Annotated in this window: 19 protein-coding genes; 6 read left to right on the top strand and 13 right to left on the bottom strand. The window is 64.0% G+C overall.

The annotated features are described in order from the left end of the window. Positions 1 to 3: 3 nt before the first annotated feature. The 9 genes from Hhyl6_RS20225 to Hhyl6_RS20185 all read right to left on the bottom strand — a co-directional run bounded on the left by Hhyl6_RS20225 (position 4) and on the right by Hhyl6_RS20185 (position 7,240). Positions 4 to 1,119, bottom strand: a complete 1,116-nt coding sequence (locus tag Hhyl6_RS20225) for an aminotransferase class V-fold PLP-dependent enzyme (RefSeq protein ID WP_483741158.1) — start codon at positions 1,117 to 1,119, stop codon at positions 4 to 6. Between the two features lie 289 nt (positions 1,120 to 1,408). Beyond that, positions 1,409 to 1,798 (bottom strand): DUF7968 family protein, encoded by a 390-nt coding sequence (locus Hhyl6_RS20220; protein ID WP_483741057.1) that lies wholly within the window; start codon positions 1,796 to 1,798, stop codon positions 1,409 to 1,411. Then, the gene (locus tag Hhyl6_RS20215) at positions 1,798 to 2,838 is read right to left on the bottom strand and encodes an NAD(P)/FAD-dependent oxidoreductase (protein WP_483741056.1); all 1,041 of its coding nucleotides are present in this window, start codon (positions 2,836 to 2,838) and stop codon (positions 1,798 to 1,800) included. Before Hhyl6_RS20215 ends, Hhyl6_RS20220 begins: the two co-directional genes overlap by 1 nt. Next, positions 2,839 to 3,198, bottom strand: coding sequence for a thioredoxin (gene trxA, locus Hhyl6_RS20210; RefSeq protein ID WP_483741055.1), 360 nt, complete (start codon positions 3,196 to 3,198; stop codon positions 2,839 to 2,841). Positions 3,199 to 3,324: 126 nt separating this feature from the next. Further along, entirely contained in the window at positions 3,325 to 3,729 is a 405-nt protein-coding gene (locus Hhyl6_RS20205; RefSeq protein WP_483741054.1) for a helix-turn-helix domain-containing protein, read from the bottom strand. Between the two features lie 91 nt (positions 3,730 to 3,820). Further along, on the bottom strand, positions 3,821 to 5,002 hold the full coding sequence (locus Hhyl6_RS20200; RefSeq protein ID WP_483741053.1) for an anion permease: 1,182 nt from the start codon (positions 5,000 to 5,002) through the stop codon (positions 3,821 to 3,823). 22 nt (positions 5,003 to 5,024) lie between these two features. Beyond that, entirely contained in the window at positions 5,025 to 5,483 is a 459-nt protein-coding gene (locus Hhyl6_RS20195) for a DUF6691 family protein (RefSeq protein WP_483741052.1), read from the bottom strand. After that, positions 5,480 to 6,037 carry a YeeE/YedE family protein gene (locus tag Hhyl6_RS20190; RefSeq protein ID WP_483741051.1) on the bottom strand — a complete coding sequence of 186 codons (558 nt, stop codon included), beginning with the start codon at positions 6,035 to 6,037 and terminating at the stop codon, positions 5,480 to 5,482. Before Hhyl6_RS20190 ends, Hhyl6_RS20195 begins: the two co-directional genes overlap by 4 nt. A 9-nt stretch (positions 6,038 to 6,046) precedes the next feature. After that, positions 6,047 to 7,240 carry an MBL fold metallo-hydrolase gene (locus Hhyl6_RS20185; protein ID WP_483741050.1) on the bottom strand — a complete coding sequence of 398 codons (1,194 nt, stop codon included), beginning with the start codon at positions 7,238 to 7,240 and terminating at the stop codon, positions 6,047 to 6,049. Between the two features lie 251 nt (positions 7,241 to 7,491). Here Hhyl6_RS20185 and Hhyl6_RS20180 point away from each other — a divergent pair, with 251 nt between their 5' ends. Both Hhyl6_RS20180 and Hhyl6_RS20175 read left to right on the top strand, forming a co-directional pair. Further along, positions 7,492 to 7,737: a sulfurtransferase TusA family protein gene (locus Hhyl6_RS20180; RefSeq protein WP_483741049.1), complete on the top strand. Its 246-nt coding sequence runs from the start codon at positions 7,492 to 7,494 to the stop codon at positions 7,735 to 7,737. 2 nt (positions 7,738 to 7,739) lie between these two features. Beyond that, positions 7,740 to 8,312 carry a DsrE/DsrF/DrsH-like family protein gene (locus Hhyl6_RS20175; RefSeq protein WP_483741048.1) on the top strand — a complete coding sequence of 191 codons (573 nt, stop codon included), beginning with the start codon at positions 7,740 to 7,742 and terminating at the stop codon, positions 8,310 to 8,312. 146 nt (positions 8,313 to 8,458) lie between these two features. Here Hhyl6_RS20175 and Hhyl6_RS20170 read toward each other — a convergent pair whose 3' ends face one another. Next, positions 8,459 to 9,568 (bottom strand): guanosine monophosphate reductase, encoded by a 1,110-nt coding sequence (locus Hhyl6_RS20170; protein WP_483741047.1) that lies wholly within the window; start codon positions 9,566 to 9,568, stop codon positions 8,459 to 8,461. A 247-nt stretch (positions 9,569 to 9,815) separates the two neighbouring features. On the opposite strand from Hhyl6_RS20170, the gene Hhyl6_RS20165 reads away from it, so the two are divergent. Next, positions 9,816 to 10,025, top strand: coding sequence for a hypothetical protein (locus tag Hhyl6_RS20165; protein ID WP_483741046.1), 210 nt, complete (start codon positions 9,816 to 9,818; stop codon positions 10,023 to 10,025). A 207-nt stretch (positions 10,026 to 10,232) separates the two neighbouring features. On the opposite strand, the gene Hhyl6_RS20160 is transcribed toward Hhyl6_RS20165, so the two are convergent. Both Hhyl6_RS20160 and Hhyl6_RS20155 read right to left on the bottom strand, forming a co-directional pair. Next, entirely contained in the window at positions 10,233 to 11,258 is a 1,026-nt protein-coding gene (locus Hhyl6_RS20160) for a sulfite exporter TauE/SafE family protein (protein WP_483741045.1), read from the bottom strand. Between the two features lie 3 nt (positions 11,259 to 11,261). Next, on the bottom strand, positions 11,262 to 11,423 hold the full coding sequence (locus Hhyl6_RS20155) for a DUF7512 family protein (RefSeq protein ID WP_483741044.1): 162 nt from the start codon (positions 11,421 to 11,423) through the stop codon (positions 11,262 to 11,264). A 380-nt stretch (positions 11,424 to 11,803) separates the two neighbouring features. On the opposite strand from Hhyl6_RS20155, the gene Hhyl6_RS20150 reads away from it, so the two are divergent. Together Hhyl6_RS20150 and Hhyl6_RS20145 are read left to right on the top strand one after the other, a co-directional pair. Then, positions 11,804 to 12,646, top strand: a complete 843-nt coding sequence (locus tag Hhyl6_RS20150; protein ID WP_483741043.1) for a universal stress protein — start codon at positions 11,804 to 11,806, stop codon at positions 12,644 to 12,646. 196 nt (positions 12,647 to 12,842) lie between these two features. Further along, entirely contained in the window at positions 12,843 to 14,042 is a 1,200-nt protein-coding gene (locus tag Hhyl6_RS20145) for an MFS transporter (protein WP_483741042.1), read from the top strand. A gap of 29 nt (positions 14,043 to 14,071) precedes the next feature. On the opposite strand, the gene Hhyl6_RS20140 is transcribed toward Hhyl6_RS20145, so the two are convergent. After that, positions 14,072 to 14,794 (bottom strand): fumarylacetoacetate hydrolase family protein, encoded by a 723-nt coding sequence (locus Hhyl6_RS20140; protein WP_483741041.1) that lies wholly within the window; start codon positions 14,792 to 14,794, stop codon positions 14,072 to 14,074. 180 nt (positions 14,795 to 14,974) lie between these two features. Between Hhyl6_RS20140 and Hhyl6_RS20135 the strand changes: the two genes are divergently transcribed. Then, the gene (locus Hhyl6_RS20135; protein ID WP_483741040.1) at positions 14,975 to 16,300 is read left to right on the top strand and encodes a glycerate kinase type-2 family protein; all 1,326 of its coding nucleotides are present in this window, start codon (positions 14,975 to 14,977) and stop codon (positions 16,298 to 16,300) included. The last annotated feature ends 81 nt before the right edge of the window (positions 16,301 to 16,381 follow it).

Below are 16,381 nucleotides of genomic sequence, written 5' to 3'. Positions count from 1 at the left end.
GGCTTACATCTCGCCGTCGAGTGCGTCGGCGAGGCGGTCGACTTCTGCCGCCGTGTTCACCGCGTGAATCGAGGCCCGCACCGCGTTCGGGGACGGGAGCGCCCGAACGACGACGTCCTCCGAGGACAACCGTTCGACCGTCGCGGCCGGGTCGCGCACGTCTATCGTCACGAGCCCCGATTCCGGCGTGGCGGGACTGCGTACCGTCTCGGGGGGAAGTTGTTCGACGAGGCGGGTGGTGAGCCTGTGGATGCGAGACTCGATAGTGCTGACACCGACTTCGGTAATCACGTCGATGGCCTCGGCGAGGGCGACGTGTGGTGCGGGGTTAGCCGACCCGATCTCGAACCGTCTGGCCCCTGCCTCGAACTCGAACGAGTCCGCCGTCGGCGTCTCGACACTGCGGTAGCCGACAGTGCGGGGCGCCAGTCGTGACGCCGCCTCCTCGTCGACGTAGAGGAAGCCACCCCCCCACAGACCGAGCAACCACTTGTGGCCGGCGGCGGCGACGGCGTCGGCGCCCCACTCGCTCACGTCGACCGGCATCTGACCCGGGACCTGTACGGCGTCGACGAGTGTGAACGCACCCGCATCCCGGGCGATGTCGACCAGTTCGCCGACCGGGAGACGAGTTCCGTGCGTCCACGTGACGGCGCTGAAACACGCCAAATCGGCGTCAGCTACCGCATCTTTGAACGCGTCGTGGTCCACCCTGCCGTCCTCGGTCGCGACGACGCGCACCTCGACGCCCTCGCGTTCGAGGCGTTGCCACGGGAGGGTTCCCGCCGGATGTTCGAGGTCGGTTCGGACGACGACGTCGCCGGGTTCCCAGTCGAGGCCGCCAGCGATAGCGTTGATGCCGGCGGACGTGCTCTCGGTCAGCGCCACCTCGTCCGGCGTCGCACCGAGTAGCGACGCGACCCGCGTGCGGGTCTCGTCGAACGAGGCGAACGCGCGTTCGTACGGGTCCCCACCTACGGGGGTCTCGAACTCGTGGTCGGCGAGGAACTCTTGAGCGGCCGCGACGACGTATCGCGGACTGGGGCCGTGTGCCCCGTAGTTCATGTAGACGCCCTGCTGCAACGCCGGGATGTCGGCACGGAGTTCCGCCGGCGACATCGAATCTGACAGTTCTGGGCCGTCAGGACTAGTCATCACGTCAACGTAGGCTCCCAGCGCACTATAATTTTGGGACCACTATACAATACTAATTGCGTCGGTGGCTCCACGAGGAGCACACACCACGTGTCAGCCACATACCCGGTGAGCGATTATCGATAAGATAGTTGTCGGGGTCGTCCGTCCAGAATAATTCGGAGTATGGGGTCCGTAGCTCCGCCCGATATTTCTAACCAACCACAATACTGACTCCGTGGATGTGGAACGCTTGCCGGTCTGACCGACGAGGTCAGGGGTTGGCTGCGGCACCAGATTCGTCGCGGTCGGCCACTATCTCTTTGCGTGAGACGACCTCGATGGTCGTCGCCGAACCGATGGCGGACCCGCCCTCGATTCGTTCGACCCGGAGGACTACGTCTTCGGGCGAGGCACACCCGCAGTTGACGAACTCCTCCCACTGGTCGCCGACTGACACCGGTCCGGCGTGTGCCCAGCGGAGGTACCGTCGATAGGTCGGCTCCGACATGTTCTCTCGAAGCCACTCGCTGTCGGCGACCCACCAGTCGCCGTCGTCCGGGTCGGCCTCCGGCGACCGGAAGGAGACGACCACGCGGTCGGCTTGGTCCTCGACGGTCGCCGGGTCGGTCGTGTTGACGCTCCGCCGTCGTGTCGACGGCATCAGTCGTCGGCCTCCGCCGAGACTGCTTCGGTTTCCTGCGAGGCGGCCGCCTCGCTCGATTCGAGCCACGACTCTGCGTCCAGTGCCGCCATACTTCCCGTGCCGGCGGCCGTGACCGCCTGCTGGTAGGTGTGGTCCATCACGTCACCGGCGCCGAAGACGCCCTCGACGGCCGTCTCCGTCGTCGCCCACCCGTCGTCTGTCCGAGCGGTCTCGAGGTATCCGTCGTCGTCGAGTTCGACCGGAGTGTCTCGGAGGAACGCCGTGTTGGGTTCGTGACCGATGGCGTAGAACACACCCCCGACGTCCATCTCCCGGACCTCGACGTCCGCACCGTCGGCGTACTTTTCCGCGGGGTAGCCGTCCGGGTGGGAGACGACTGTCGCACCGGTGACGCCGTCGGCAGGTGACCCGTGGAGCGCCACGAGTTCGGTGTTCCAAGCGAATTCGATGGCGTCGTGGTCGCGAGCGCGGTTCGCCATGATTTCCGACGCTCGGAGTTCGTCACGTCGATGAAGGACAGTCACCGAGTCGGCGAACTTCGCGAGGAACAGCGCCTCCTCCATCGCGCTGTCGCCGCCGCCCACAATCAACACGTCGTCGCCCCTGTGGAACGCCCCGTCACAGGTCGCACAGGTCGACAGGCCGTTGCCCATCAACTCGTCTTCACCTTCTGCGCCGACCCAGCGGGCGCTGGCGCCCGTCGCGACGACGAGGGAGCGAGTGCGGACCGTCTCACCCGTCGAGAGGGAGAGCTCTTTGGGCTGTGCGTCGAGCGTCGCAGACTCGATGCTCCCGTACTCGAACTCCGCCCCGAACCGTTCCGCCTGTTCTTTGCCGCGCTGGACGAGTTCCATACCGCCGACCCCGTCGGGGAAGCCGAGGAAGTTCTCGACGTCCGTCGTGAGCGTCAGCTGGCCACCGGGCTCGTCCCCTTCGAGGACGAGGGGTTCGAGGTCGGCCCGCGCCGCGTACACCGCCGCCGAGAGGCCCGACACGCCAGACCCGGCGATAACCACGTCTCTGACGTCACCGCTCATCTACGCTGTGTACCTCTCGACGAGGGACCGGAGTTGGTCTTCGCCCTGGAGACCGACGATTTCCTCGACCTGCTCACCGTCGGCGAACAGGACGAGCGTCGGGACGCCCCGGACGCCGTAGGCGGCCGCCAACTGCTGGTTGGCGTCGACGTCCACCTTCGCCACCGCGGCCTCGGTCTCCTCGGCGAGCGTTTCGACGACCGGTTCGAGCATCTGACACGGCCCGCACCAGTCGGCGTAGAAGTCCGCGAGGACGACGTCGTATTCGTCGACGGCCTCGTCGAGTGTCGACTTCCCGTCGATGTGAATCGGGTCGTTCGGGGTCGCGCTATCCGACTCGGGTGCTGTATCAGTTGTCATCGTCAGAGTGTAGGTGCTTGGTGAATTTAAGAGTTTTGGGTTTATTGCACAATACTAGCTCGAATCCACACCGGACCCAAACTCCCTTAATCGGGTGTCGAGGCCCTCGGCTCGTGGCTCCCGCTATCAGTTCTCGAACGAAGCGGCGGGTTGGTCGGCCCGTTCGTACTTCGCCTCGAACTCTTGGATGAGTTGGCCCATCTTGGCGTACCAATCGTTGAGTAAGCGTCGCATGTCGTCGGCGATGTTCGCCGGGTCAGCCGGTCCGTAGACGTGGTAGTAGCCGCCGTGTTCGTAGTTGACTTGCTCCTTCTGGACGATTCCCGACGCGAGCAGTCGCTGGACGGCACGGTACGCCGTCGAGCGTTCGCGGTCGACGGCCGACGCAATCTCGTCGATGGTCAGTGGCTCCTCGGCCCGAACCAACGTTCGGAAGGCGTCCCTGTCGAGTCGCTTCAAGCCGTGAAAGCACTCCAATAGACCCTCACACACCATGTCATCTTGCAGTTGTTTCGCCATGGAATCAGGCATAGTCGTGGGTGTAGATACGCACTCATCGAGTGAAACGTTTTTGTGCTATACCTACAATACTGACCCTCGAAATAGGGGTCCGCAGAAAGCGTCAGAACGTCTGCACGGCGGCGATGAACCCGTACCCGAGCACGAACGCCAGTCCGAACGAACCAGCCCACGCACCGACCGTCACGCCGACCTTCCGGACACTCACCGCGTCGCTCCCACCGACGGCGGCACCGCTGCCGATGACCGCACTGACGACGATTTCGTTGAACGACACCGGAACGCCGAGCAAGACGGCGAGTTGGGCGATGAGGAACGACGGGACGAGCGCGGCGATGGAGCGCCGCGGTCCCAGCGAAGAGTAGTCCTGTGCGAGGGACTTTATCATCCGTGGCGCGCCGGTCCACGACCCGACCAAGATACCGAACCCGCCGCCGACGAGGACAGCCAGCACGGGGACTACAGTGATGTCGTCCAACAGTGGGAGCAGCGGTCCGACGGCCAGTCCGACCTGACTCCCGCCGGCGGAGAACGCGACGAGCGACCCGAGCGAGAGCAACACCCGGCGGAGCCCGGCGGTCTCGTCGCGTCGGATGTCCCACGAGACGAGGGCACCGACCGTGAGAGCGATGGCCACCGAAACGAGGACGGCAACGGCGACGCCGTCGACGTGCGCCGTCCGCTGGACGACGTCGACGAAGGAGCCTGCCGTCCTCCCCGGGCCGAGGTATGCGAACTCGACGTTCGCTAGGACGGCCCCCACGAGGCCAGCGAGCGCCGGGACGCTGAACCGCTCCGGAACGTCCTCTCGGGGGAGCACACTCGCGATACCGTAGGCCACCCCGCCGCCGACGAACGGCGTCAACACCCAGACCGCACCGATTTGGAGATACTTCGGCCAGACGGGCGTGCCGCCGAGCGCTAGCCCGACACCGACCACGGAACCTGTGACGGTGAACGCCGTCGCAATCGGGTAGCCCGTCTTGATACCGACCGCCATGAGTCCCGCACCGATGAACAGCACGGCGATGACCCCCATCACGGGGAGACTGACGCCGCCGACGAGCCCGCGACCGACGGCCTCGGAGACGTTCGCGCCCTGCACGACGGCACCCGCGAACCCGAAGATGCCGACGACGAACGCCGCTCGCATCGTCGAGATGGCGTTGGCACCGACCGCAGGTGCGAACGGCGTCGCACCGCTCGACCCCGCGCCGATGACCCACGCCATGAACAGACTCGCTAGGCCGGCGACGAGGAGCAGCCCAACTACTGAGAGGTCCATAATCGAAGCGAAAATACTAGCCTCAGTCCGCACTCGGTGCCGCGGCGCGAGAGTCTGCCGCTCGGCTTCGCCAGTACCCCTGCAGGTACGCGCCGAGGAACATCCCGGCGAGTGCCCAGAGGATAGTGACGTTGCCGACGCCGAGGCTGGCGTAGGCCGCACCCGGGCAGATGCCGGAGAGGCCCCAGCCCACGCCGAAGATACCACCGCCGATGAGGACGTTTCGGTCGAACGGCTTCAGACGGCGCTCGTACCGGTTGCCGGTCAACGGCGCGCTGTCGCTGATTCGGGGCAGCACCGCGAAGCCGATGCCGCTGACGATTGCCGCGCCGAACATGACGAACAACAGCCCGAAGTCCTCGAACTGGAGGAAGTCCAGTACGACCTCCGGACGCGCCATGTGACTGAACCCGAGGCCGAACCCGAATATCATCCCTCCGACGAGTATCAGCGGTTTGAACAGCGGATGTCGGTCGCTCATGGACTCACCCCCAACGCCGCGACTATCTGCGCGGTCACGATGGCGACGAGGAGGAACGTCGCGACGCCGACCAGCGACGTCTTCGACGCCGAGCCGACGCCACAGACCCCGTGCCCGGACGTACATCCCTTGCCGATACGAGTCCCGACCCCGACCAGCAGTCCACCGACGAACAGCCGCCACGGCTGGACGGTGGTCGTCCAGAGCGTGACTCCGGCCACTTCGTACAGTTCACCGGTCGTCCCGGACGTGTAGAGCGAGGTCGAAACGAGCCCCGACTGGACCGTCGCCGCGAACACGAAGGCGCCGAGGACGATGCCCAGCGTGAACACGACGCGCCAGTCGCGGGACGAGACGTACTGCTGGAACCGCGATTGACCGGAGACGTACGACAGCGTCGACTCGAGGAACGTACTCGCGCCGGCCGCGATACCCGTCCCGACGTAGATGACGACCGCGCCGAGGCCGACGAGCAGTCCACCGACTGCGTACCGGCTGATCCCGTTGGGAAACAGCTCGGCGGCCAACTGGAGCGGTATCGGTTCGATTACCATCGGTCTCGCTTAGTCACCCGCGAGCGACTCTTGGCTCGCCGCGCAGTTGTTCGGGCCGAGTTCGAGCGTGAACGCCTCCTCGTCGTCGACCGCGTTCTGGCCGAGGTTCGTCGCGATGATGTCCTCGTAGTTGGCGGGCCGAGGCGGCATGTCGGAGAGTATCAGTTCGACGAACGCCTCCTCGTCCATCGTGAGCGCGTCCATGTCGTCGACCAGTTGGCCGATGGGAGCAGTATAGGTACCGTCTGCCGCCGGTTCGGCCGCGTCGCTGAAGTGCGCACCCCCGACGAGCGTATCGTCGGGCAGGGTGAGCACGCGCTCCTGAAGCGACTCGTAGAGCATCCGCGCGGCCTCGGGAGCGCCCTCGTCGCCTTCCTCTAGGTCGGGACGGGCGACGCTCTCGACGAACAGGCCGTCACCGGTCGCGAGGAGTCCCTCGTCGACGAGGTAGGAGGTCATGCCGGTCGTGTGACCGGGCGTGTGAACGGCCTCGACGGTGGCGTCGCCGACCTCGAACTCGTCGCCGTCCGCGGCGGTCGTCAGTTCGTCGGCGTAGGTGACGCCACGGTCGACTGCGGCCGCGGGGATGACGCCTTCGACACCCTCCTCGTCGAGGGCACGCACACCCGAGATGTGGTCCGCGTGGATGTGCGTGTCGAGCGCGTACGTCAGGTCGACACCGAGGCGCTCCGCGTCCTCGAGATAGCGGTCGGTGAAGGCGCGAAGCGGGTCGATAATCGCCGCTTCTCCGTCGTCGTAGAGGAGGTACCCTAGACAGCCGGACGACGGGCGCTGGTACTGCAGGAGCGTGCCTGCGCCGTCGTAGTCGTTGACCTCGACGGTTTCGTAGATGCGTGCCCATCCGTTCATTCCGTCTTCGAGGTGGTCGACGTCGTAGCCCCGTTCGGCGAGCGTTCCGGCGACGTACTCGCTTGCACCGCCTTTCGCACACAGGACGGTCACCGCTCGGTCGTCGGGTATCTGGTCGAGCACCTCGTCGTCGACCTCCTCGTCGAGGAACTCGAAGTACGGGACGTTGATGGACGTGACGTTGTCGCCGTCGATGCGCCACTCCTCGTAATCCGAGGTCATTCGAGCGTCGAGCAGCGTAACGTCTTCGCCAGCGTCGATGCGGTCCTTCAGCGCCTCCGGCGCGACCGATTCGACGTCGGCGTCCGGAGTCGGGAAGTCTTCGGGGTTCATGTGATACACCCCAATCTATTGGACGGTCACACTAAAGGGTTTCCATAGAATTTCGCAATTCACACAATATAGCTCGTCGGGAATCGTCCACTCAAACACGCCTCATCGACCAACTGAGCGAGCAATAGGTTCTACGAACGCACGCGATAGCCGACCAGTTGTTTGTAGAGAATACAAGAACCAACATTCTTTTAACCACCGAGCTAATATTGTGCATTAGCTCCAATACAGACCAACGGAGCAGATAACCAATGAGCTCGGAATACGACATCGCGGAGACGCTCGACGTGAAAGGTGCATCGTGCCCGATGCCGGTCGTGAAGACCAAGTCGGCCATCGACGACCTCGAAGAAGGTGAGATACTCGAAGTACTCGCCACGGACTCGGGGAGCATGAGCGACATCGATGGCTGGGCGTCCGGAACCGACGGCGTGGAACTGCTCGACCAAGTGGACGGCGGCGACGTGTTCACCCACTACGTCCGCAAGACGGAGTAACGATGAGCACGGACACCCCAGACCAAGCGGCCGACGACCTGCCCTCGCGTGCGGAACTGGCCGCACGCGTCGAGGAACTCGAAGAGTCCCTCGCGGAGGCGACCGAGGGGGACGACCAGAAGAAAATGTCGATTATCGCGACGAAGGGGACGCTCGATATGGCGTACCCGCCGCTCATCCTCGCCAGTACCGCCGCGGCCTTCGGCTACGAGGTGACGGTCTTCCACACGTTCTGGGGGCTGGACATCCTCCACGAGGAGCGCTCGAAGAACCTGAAGCTGAGTTCGGTCGGGAACCCGAACATGCCGGTGCCGAACGCTCTCGCCGCACTCCCCGGGATGGACCGTATGACCACCCGGATGATGGAGAAGAAAATCGCCGACAACGACACCGCCACCATCGAGGAACTGCTCGAGACGAGTCTCGACATGGGCGTGGAGTTCCAAGCCTGTCAGATGACCATCGACCTGATGGGCTACGACGAGGCGGACTTCTACGACGGCGTCACCACCGGGGTCGGTGCGGCCACCGCGCTTCAAGACATGGCCGACGCCGACATCCAACTCTTGGTCTGACGCTTCTACCGCTTCGCCGTCGACAACGGTTTTCCACTCGCGTCCGGATACCCACGTGGCCCTCTAGTCCGCTGACAGCGTTCATCGCCTGTTGTCGTGGACGTGCTGGCACCGCTATTTTGCGCCTCCGGCAGTGGCGATAGCGGTCAGTCGTCACCTTCGGCGGTCGGTCCTGCATCTGTCTCCTCGATACTCACCACCTCGCTGTCGGCCCCGATACCCTCCCAGTCGTGGTCCGCGTGAAATCCCTCACGCTCCTGGGCGCTGTGAGCGACACGGATGAACTCCGCGTTGTCGCGCGCCTCGGGAATCGTGTGGCCGCCACAGTAGGAGAGTCCGGAGCGAATGCCGGCACTGAACTCCGCTGCGACGGCCGTTACCGAGCCTTTGTACGGTGTGAGTGCTTCGACGCCCTCGTCGGCACTAACGTTCTCGGCTTTGTCGTCGCGCTCCTCGGCGGCCGCAGTAGTCGCCATCCCCCGGGAGCGTTTGTATCGAGTTCCGTCGACTTCGACGACCGCACCCGGGGCCTCCTCAGTCCCGGCGAACAGGCTCCCGAGCATCACAGTGTCGGCACCGGCCATCAGTGCCTTCACGGCATCGCCCGAGGTCCGGATGCCGCCGTCTGCACAAATCGTCACGGAGAGGTCAGCAGACACGTCCGCACAGTCGTCGACGGCAGTTAGCTGTGGGACGCCGGCCCCGGCGACTTTGCGCGTCGTACAGTGCGAGCCCGGGCCGATGCCGACCTTCACGCAGTCCGCACCGGCCGCGGCCAAGTCTTCGACGCCTGCCGGTGTCGCTACGTTTCCCGCGACTAGGTCTGTCTCGGTGAACTCGGCAGCTAACGTCTCGACGGCGTCGAGGGTACGTTCGAGGTGACCGTGCGCGACGTCGACGACGAGGGCATCGACACCGGCCTCGACCAGCGCCGCACTCCGAGCGACGTAATCCTCGTTGATTCCGACAGCGGCCGCGACCTGTTCGCCTTCGGCCTTCACCTGTTCGACTTGCGCGGCTTGTTCCTCCACGGTGAGGAACCGGTGCAAGACGCCGAGTCCGCCTGCTCGACTGAGGGCCGTCGCAAGCGCCGCCTCCGTGACAGTATCCATCGCCGCCGAGACCAGCGGCGTGTCGAGTTCGAGTCCCGGCGTCAGGTTCGTCGTCAGGTCGACGTCGCTTCGACTGTCGACCGCGGAACGCTGTGGAACGAGCAGTGCATCCCCATAGCTTAGTCCAGTGCGAATGTCATTCATGCCCCATCTAACAAATCACCACGAGCGTATAAATCTCTGGAAGGGGTCGAAGGCGGCGTCTATCATCTCCCCATCGAGTACACACAGACCAGTAGGTGGGAAGTGACGCTTCTGCGGTAAGTCTTTGTACCCACACTAGCGTCGGGAGAGTTCGTGGATGGCGACGTCGACGGCTCCAGTAGACAGAATAGTATAGTGATAGAGAAGTTTCAACAAACTCATATGGGACGAGTCCTCGCGGGCAACTATGGCACAGACGACACTCGGTACGGTAGACGAACTACTAGAGGGGGCTCTGGAAGAAATCGACGACCCAGACACGCAGTACAAGTTGCGAAATGCTCGTCAACTCGTTGCCGTCATCGAGCAACGTCACCAAGCAGTCAACCAATCGGTCGAGAAAGTGGTAGACGAGGATGTGTTAGAGAAGCTCCAAAACCTCGGATACGTTGACTGACCGACACACATGCCATCGTCCCCATTTTGGAGATTGTCTCGGGGATTGCTCCCGAAGGGGTTACGCATGGTGCGCTGATGAGCAGGTACATCGTCGAGGAAATCGAAAAGACGTGACCGATGCCAGTCGTAGTGGCGGAGCGTCCCCCGCTCACCCATCAAGTCTCGGTGGGTGTGGGATAGTACAGTATCGTTCGTTCGCAGAGGGTCACGTCGGTGACGACGACTGCGACTCCTTCCGGAGTGCCGAGATACTGCTGTAGACGACGGCACCGCTGACCAGCAGTGCGGACCCGACGATGAGCGCCATACTGACGGTGTTCAGCACGTCGATACCGTAGACCTTCCCTATCTCCCTAACTGCGACGGCGAGTGCACCGCCGAGCAACATCAAGCCGAAGTAGACCTTGATTTCGTCTTCGTCGACGATACTCGTCGCGGCGGACCCGACGCGTGCGCCGAAGGCGCTCCCCGCCAGTAACGGCAGGACGATGGAGAGGTCGACGCCACCGTCCAGCGCGTACAGGAAGCTCCCGAAGCCGCCGGAGAAGACGATTTCGAAGAGGTCGGTCCCGACGGCTATCGGGACCGGGACGCCGATGAGGTAGAACAACGCGGGCATCCGGATGAAACCGCCGCCGACGCCGAGGAACCCCGAGAGGAGTCCCGTGGCGAACGCGACGGCGAGGATCATCCACAGTGAGACGGAGACGCCGCCGCGGAGCGATATCATCGGCGGAACGCGATACGACTGAATCTTCTTCGCGATATCGGGGATGTCGTCGGCGTCGATGTCCTCGTCGGCGGCGTCGTGGTCGATACCGCCACTATCGTCGCCTTTCAACGCCTCGTAAGTGACGAAGACGCCGATGCCGCCCAGCAGGAAGACGTAGGTGACGCTGATGATACTGCCCGCCATCCCGAGTGCCTCCAGATGCAGGACGATTTCCTTCCCTGCCTCGATGCCGGCCGTCGTCCCGAGGATCATCAACAACCCGAGTTTGTAGTCGACCTGGCCGAGGTCACGGTGTTTCAGGGTCGCGATGACCGACGTCCCGAACACGAACGCCAGACCGCTACCGACTGCGACGCGTGTCGGGTATCCCATCACCAGTAGCGCCGGGGTGACGAGGAACGACCCACCCATTCCGAAGAACCCAAACAGGACACCGATGAGCAGGCCGAACCCGACGAACAAGACCAGCATCGCCAGACTGAGTCCAAGTATCTCCATTGGTTACTCTCTCTTGATGTGGTCGAGCACGGTCTGTCCGAACGCCTGCTCTACGGCGCCGTATCCGACATAGAGGACGACCGCCTCGACGAGCACTGCGCCGATGAGCAGTGCGGCGTCGACGGCGCCCGCACCTATCGAGGTGAACGCACCGAGGCCTATCATCGTCCCACCCCATCTTTATTGTGCTGTTGTGTAAGTATCATACTTTTCTACTCAATCGGCATTAACCGGAGGGGACAGATAACGGTTTTGGCTATCCCCCACAATATTATCTGCGGGAATCCAACCGTTATCCCACCGAGATATTTGTATAAGTTATGCAGATATCGCGGAACCGGCTACGGTATTAGAACAGCACTCATACTGTGGGAAAAGAACTTGCGCGCGCTGAACTCGACGGACGTCTTTCGACCGAAATTCGGATTGTTTCACACGCAGTGTAGCCCTGACAGCCTTCACTACTGACGGCACACACTCTCACTCAGTGACCATCGGTATTGTGAATACGAAACAATATTAGTGTGGGTGTCGTAGTGGCTCGTATGCGAGCGATATACGCGACCGACCTCTCGGCGGCGAGTGAAGCGGCCATCGAGAACGAGACCTGCCTAGAGTGTCTCGGCCGAATCGGCGTCGACACCATCCACCTCGTCACTGTCATCCCGTCGAACGTCCACGCGGGGATGCCCGGAATGAACTTCGCGGAACGCCGGCGACGGGCGCTCGACCGGTACCAGACGGTGATGGAAGAAGCGGGGTTCGCCACCGAGACGCACGTCGTGCGCGGAACGCCGCACCGCCGTATCAACGGTATCGCAGAGGCAGAGAAGGTCGACCTGACCGTTATCGGTTCGCGGGGACAGAGTCCACTGGAGAACAGAGTCATCGGTTCGACCGCTCGGAACCTCGCACGGACTACCGTCGTCCCGCTGCTCGTCAACCGCATCGAACGCGGAACGGACGACCCCGACGTGCTCCGAGAACACCTGTTCCAGCGCGTTCTCTACGCGACGGACTTCTCTGAGAACGCCGAGGACGCGTTCAAAGCCTTCTCGTACCTCCGACACGCGACACAGGAGGCGACGCTCGTCCACGTCGAGTCGCCGAAAGAACCGACACCAGAGGACGTCACTCCGAGCGACCGACTGGAATCGCTCGCCGAGACGCTCACCGAGTGGGACATCGACACGACTGTTGCGGTTCGAAGGGGCGACCCTGCCGAAGAGATTCTTGGTCTCGAAGAGGAAGTGACGCCGACGACCACACTCGTCGGCTCTCGCGGTCGGAGCCGGTTACGCCGGTTGTTGCTCGGGAGCGTCTCCGAGGAACTGGTCGCTCGCGTCCGCGGTAACGTCTATCTCGTCCCGCCGCCGCGAACCACCTGAGACGGCAGAGTCACAGTATCAGTAATGGCACGCCACCGGGGGTCCGTCGTGTCGTATCATTTCGACGAACGCGGAGTACCTCCTGTCGCCGAGCACAGCAACTGACCCGTCGACGCTTCGGACGCGACTGGCAGTAGAAAACCACTTCTCGTCACAGCAAGCACGTTCAGACGACAGTCTACCCAGCAACTACACCATGGAAACTATCCCTCGAACTCGCAGACGCACGTGGGGCCTGATAGGTGGGGCGAGTCTCATGTCCACCGGACTCGCCGCGTACGAAATCGTCCCCGCTAGCGTCACGCCACTGATTAGGGAGTCCTTGCAAATCGGACCGACGGTAGCCGGCCTCCTCGTCGGGACGATGTTCGGTGCGGCGGTCGTCGGGAGTTTGCCGGCCGGCGTCGTCCTCGATCGGACGAACTCCCGCTCGATGATAGCGCTTGCAGTTGCGGCGCTTCTCGTCGCGGGATACTGGGGGTGGGTCGCAGGCAAAAACGGCGAGTACCGAGGCGTCATCGCCTCCAGAGTTCTGGGCGGTCTGGCCTACGTCGTCGTGTGGAACGCCGGCATCGACATCGTCAGCCGTGCCGTCGGCAGTGCGCACCGGGCAACGGCCGTCGGCGTGTTCACTGCGAGCGGTCCCGTCGGCTTCGCGCTCGGACAGGGCACCGGACCGCTCATCGCGAACCGGTTCGGCTGGCCCGCAATCTTCCTCGCGTTCACGGGGCTCGTCGTCCTCGGCTTTCTCGTTTTCTGGCCGACGAGTCAGGACGTGGAGCAGAGCCGTGGCGACGCTCCCTCTCCCCGCGAGTTGCTCGAAGTCCTCCGTAACCCGCACGTCTGGCTCGTCGGGTCGCTCGGGTTCCTCGGATACGCCCTCTACCTGTTCGTGAACAGTTGGGGGGCGTCGTATTTCACCGAGGAGATGCGACTCTCGTTGGCCGTGAGCGGGCTCTTGGTCGCGATATTTCCGGCTGTCGGCGTGCTCGCGCGAATCAGTAGCGGACTCCTCTCGGACCGGATTTTCGACGGTCGGCGACAGCCAGTCCTCCTCGGGTCGTTCGCCGTAGCGGCACCCCTACTGCTGTCGTTCACACGGTTCGGGTCCGTCGCCGTACTCGTCGCGATACTCCTGGTGGCGGGATTCGCCATCCAACTCACCTTGGGCCTGTCCTTTACCTACGTTCGGGAAATCGTCGACCCGAAGGTCGCTGGGACAGCGGTGGCGTTCCAAACGAGTGTCGGGCTCGCAGGGGCGTTCGTGGCTCCAATCGTCGGCGGCGCCGTCGTCGATACGGCCGGGTTCGATACGGCGTTCGTGGTCGCCGGCGGCCTCGCCTTGCTCGGCGTCGGCGTCGCGCTGATAGCCCCCGAACCAGCACGTCGTCCGTGACATGTGCTCCTGGCGTCACAGAGAGGGCACTACCCGTCGGACGCGACGACGTCGTTCCGAAGCGTCCCGACACCCTCGTAGGTTATCTCGACGGTGTCGCCGGGGGCGACGGTTCCGGGGTTCGCCGGGCTACCGAACGCGATTCCGTCGCCCGGGCGCAGAGTGAACCGTCGGGAGATGTACGAGACGATTTGGTAGGGGTCGAACAGCATCAGTTCGGTGTTCGCCGACTGGCGCGTCTCGCCGTTGATGGCCGTCTCCATGTCGATACCGCGCGGGTCGAGGTCGGTCTCGATCCACGGCCCGAGCGGTCCGGACGTGTCGAACGCCTTGCGTGCGGTACGGCCCTGTTGGTCAAGCGCGTCGACGTCGTTCATCACTGTGTACCCTCGGACGACCTCGGGGACCTCCTCGGGGTCGACGTCCCGGCACCGCTCGTCGATTACGGCGACGAGTTCGCCCGCGTACGTGAGTTCGTCGGTCCACTCGGGGTACCGAATCGGCGCGTCCGGGCCGACGAGCGACGCCGGGGGTTTGATGAAGAAGTCCGGTTCGTCCGGTCGCTCGTAGTCCATCTGGTCCAGCGTCTCGGCGAAGTTCCGGCCGACACAGTACAGCGCCGACGGCGAACAGGGGTGAATCAGGTCGCCGTCCCGTCCGACGACGTACTCACCGTCGTCCGTCGTCAGGACGCCGTCTGCGTACCGGCCGCTGACTATCCCACCGGGAGTCTGCATCCGTGCGAGTTTCATGAGCGCGTCTTGTGTAGCGGTGTCAAAAGGTCCATTGACATAGCGACGAAGCCGGACTGTCGGTCAACGACGAACGGAGTCGCCTCGGCGAACGACTCAAGCCGGGTATCCGAAACAGGGCACAGCCAGTTAGGGCGTACTCAGAGAGTGTTTTTACTGTGGTGTCACAACTAGTCCCACATGATACAGAACCGGCATCAATTGTCTCTCGGCCCGGCCCACGAGTTGGTCATGGACTGCATCGAGGCGGGTATCGAAGCCACACACCCCGAGAATGCCGTGGAGAACGCGTTGTCTCGCTCCGGAGAGACGCTGTGCGTTCGGGGAACCGAAATCGACCTCGCCGAGTACTCGGAGGTTCTCGTCTTGGGCGGCGGCAAGGCGGCCGCGCAGATGGCCCGCGCAATCGAGAGCGTCGTCGGCGACGCACTCGACGGGGGAATCGTCGTCACCAACGACCCCGTAGAGACCACGCACACCACGGTCGTCGAGGGGTCTCACCCGACTCCAGACGAGAACGGCCGCGAGGGGGCCGAGGAGTTGCTTTCGCTGGCGAGCGGGGCCGGACCGGAGACGCTCGTCCTGTGTCCCATCTCGGGTGGCGGGAGTGCACTACTGCCGGTGCCCGCGGGAGACGTCTCGCTCGCGGACCTGCAAGCCCTCACGGAGGACCTGCTCGCCAGCGGCGCGTCCATCGACGAGATAAACACGGTGCGGAAACACCTCTCCCGAATCAAGGGCGGACGCCTCGCCGCCGCGGCGGCACCGGCGACGGTCGTCGGTCTCCTCCTCAGCGACGTCGTCGGGAACGACCTCGGCACCATCGCGAGCGGACCCATCGTCGGTGACCCCTCAAGCTTCGCGGACGCCAGAGCCGTCCTCGAAAGCTACGGTATCGACCCGCCCGCGACCGTCGCGGACCACCTCGAACGGGGGGACGCTGCGCAGATACCCGAGACGCCCGCGCCCGACCACACCGTGTTCGACACCGTGCAGACGCACGTCCTCGCGGACGCGTCCACGGCCATCGACAGCGCGAAGGCCGTGGTGGCGGCGTCAGAGTACAGCCCCGTCGTCCTGTCCTCCCGAGTCAAAGGTGAAGCGCGTGAGGTGGGGAAAGTACACGCCGCCATCGCCAACGAAGCCGTGAGCACGGGGAACCCTGTCGAGCCACCGGCAGTCCTGCTGTCCGGTGGTGAGACGACGGTCACGATTCGAGGAGACGGTCTCGGCGGCCCGAATCAGGAGTTCGTACTGGGGGGCCTGCTCGCACTGACCGCTGACGACGTCGTCATCGGGAGCGTCGACACGGACGGCGAAGACGGTGCGACCGATGCCGCCGGCGCACTCGCCACCCGAGCGATACTCGACGACGCGGCCCAGGCCCGGAGAGCGCTCGACGCCAACGACACGTACGACTACTTCGCGGAGCGGGACGCGTTGGTCCAGACGGGACGGACCGGAACCAACGTGAACGACCTCCGGGTCGTCGCCATCCCGGAGTGATTCGAAGGCCCTCCGCTGGCCGAAGACAGGATTCTCTGTGGGTCTCCGACGAGGGCAGACCACGCTGTTTCGCCGGGACGT

The sequence above is a fragment of the Haloarcula sp. H-hyl6 genome (assembly GCF_056934455.1).
Note: the sequence above shows the minus strand (reverse complement) of the source record. Positions and strands in the feature narration are given on the sequence as shown.

What these genes read in the sequence shown, in the direction of transcription:
- Hhyl6_RS20225 (WP_483741158.1), bottom strand. Translation starts at nt 1,119, where the DNA reads ATGTCGCCGGCGGAACTCCGTGCCGACATCCCGGCGTTGCAGCAGGGC.
- Hhyl6_RS20220 (WP_483741057.1), bottom strand. Translation starts at nt 1,798, where the DNA reads ATGCCGTCGACACGACGGCGGAGCGTCAACACGACCGACCCGGCGACC.
- Hhyl6_RS20215 (WP_483741056.1), bottom strand. Translation starts at nt 2,838, where the DNA reads ATGAGCGGTGACGTCAGAGACGTGGTTATCGCCGGGTCTGGCGTGTCG.
- trxA (WP_483741055.1), bottom strand. Translation starts at nt 3,198, where the DNA reads ATGACAACTGATACAGCACCCGAGTCGGATAGCGCGACCCCGAACGAC.
- Hhyl6_RS20205 (WP_483741054.1), bottom strand. Translation starts at nt 3,729, where the DNA reads ATGCCTGATTCCATGGCGAAACAACTGCAAGATGACATGGTGTGTGAG.
- Hhyl6_RS20200 (WP_483741053.1), bottom strand. Translation starts at nt 5,002, where the DNA reads ATGGACCTCTCAGTAGTTGGGCTGCTCCTCGTCGCCGGCCTAGCGAGT.
- Hhyl6_RS20195 (WP_483741052.1), bottom strand. Translation starts at nt 5,483, where the DNA reads ATGAGCGACCGACATCCGCTGTTCAAACCGCTGATACTCGTCGGAGGG.
- Hhyl6_RS20190 (WP_483741051.1), bottom strand. Translation starts at nt 6,037, where the DNA reads ATGGTAATCGAACCGATACCGCTCCAGTTGGCCGCCGAGCTGTTTCCC.
- Hhyl6_RS20185 (WP_483741050.1), bottom strand. Translation starts at nt 7,240, where the DNA reads ATGAACCCCGAAGACTTCCCGACTCCGGACGCCGACGTCGAATCGGTC.
- Hhyl6_RS20180 (WP_483741049.1), top strand. Translation starts at nt 7,492, where the DNA reads ATGAGCTCGGAATACGACATCGCGGAGACGCTCGACGTGAAAGGTGCA.
- Hhyl6_RS20175 (WP_483741048.1), top strand. Translation starts at nt 7,740, where the DNA reads ATGAGCACGGACACCCCAGACCAAGCGGCCGACGACCTGCCCTCGCGT.
- Hhyl6_RS20170 (WP_483741047.1), bottom strand. Translation starts at nt 9,568, where the DNA reads ATGAATGACATTCGCACTGGACTAAGCTATGGGGATGCACTGCTCGTT.
- Hhyl6_RS20165 (WP_483741046.1), top strand. Translation starts at nt 9,816, where the DNA reads ATGGCACAGACGACACTCGGTACGGTAGACGAACTACTAGAGGGGGCT.
- Hhyl6_RS20160 (WP_483741045.1), bottom strand. Translation starts at nt 11,258, where the DNA reads ATGGAGATACTTGGACTCAGTCTGGCGATGCTGGTCTTGTTCGTCGGG.
- Hhyl6_RS20155 (WP_483741044.1), bottom strand. Translation starts at nt 11,423, where the DNA reads ATGATAGGCCTCGGTGCGTTCACCTCGATAGGTGCGGGCGCCGTCGAC.
- Hhyl6_RS20150 (WP_483741043.1), top strand. Translation starts at nt 11,804, where the DNA reads ATGCGAGCGATATACGCGACCGACCTCTCGGCGGCGAGTGAAGCGGCC.
- Hhyl6_RS20145 (WP_483741042.1), top strand. Translation starts at nt 12,843, where the DNA reads ATGGAAACTATCCCTCGAACTCGCAGACGCACGTGGGGCCTGATAGGT.
- Hhyl6_RS20140 (WP_483741041.1), bottom strand. Translation starts at nt 14,794, where the DNA reads ATGAAACTCGCACGGATGCAGACTCCCGGTGGGATAGTCAGCGGCCGG.
- Hhyl6_RS20135 (WP_483741040.1), top strand. Translation starts at nt 14,975, where the DNA reads ATGATACAGAACCGGCATCAATTGTCTCTCGGCCCGGCCCACGAGTTG.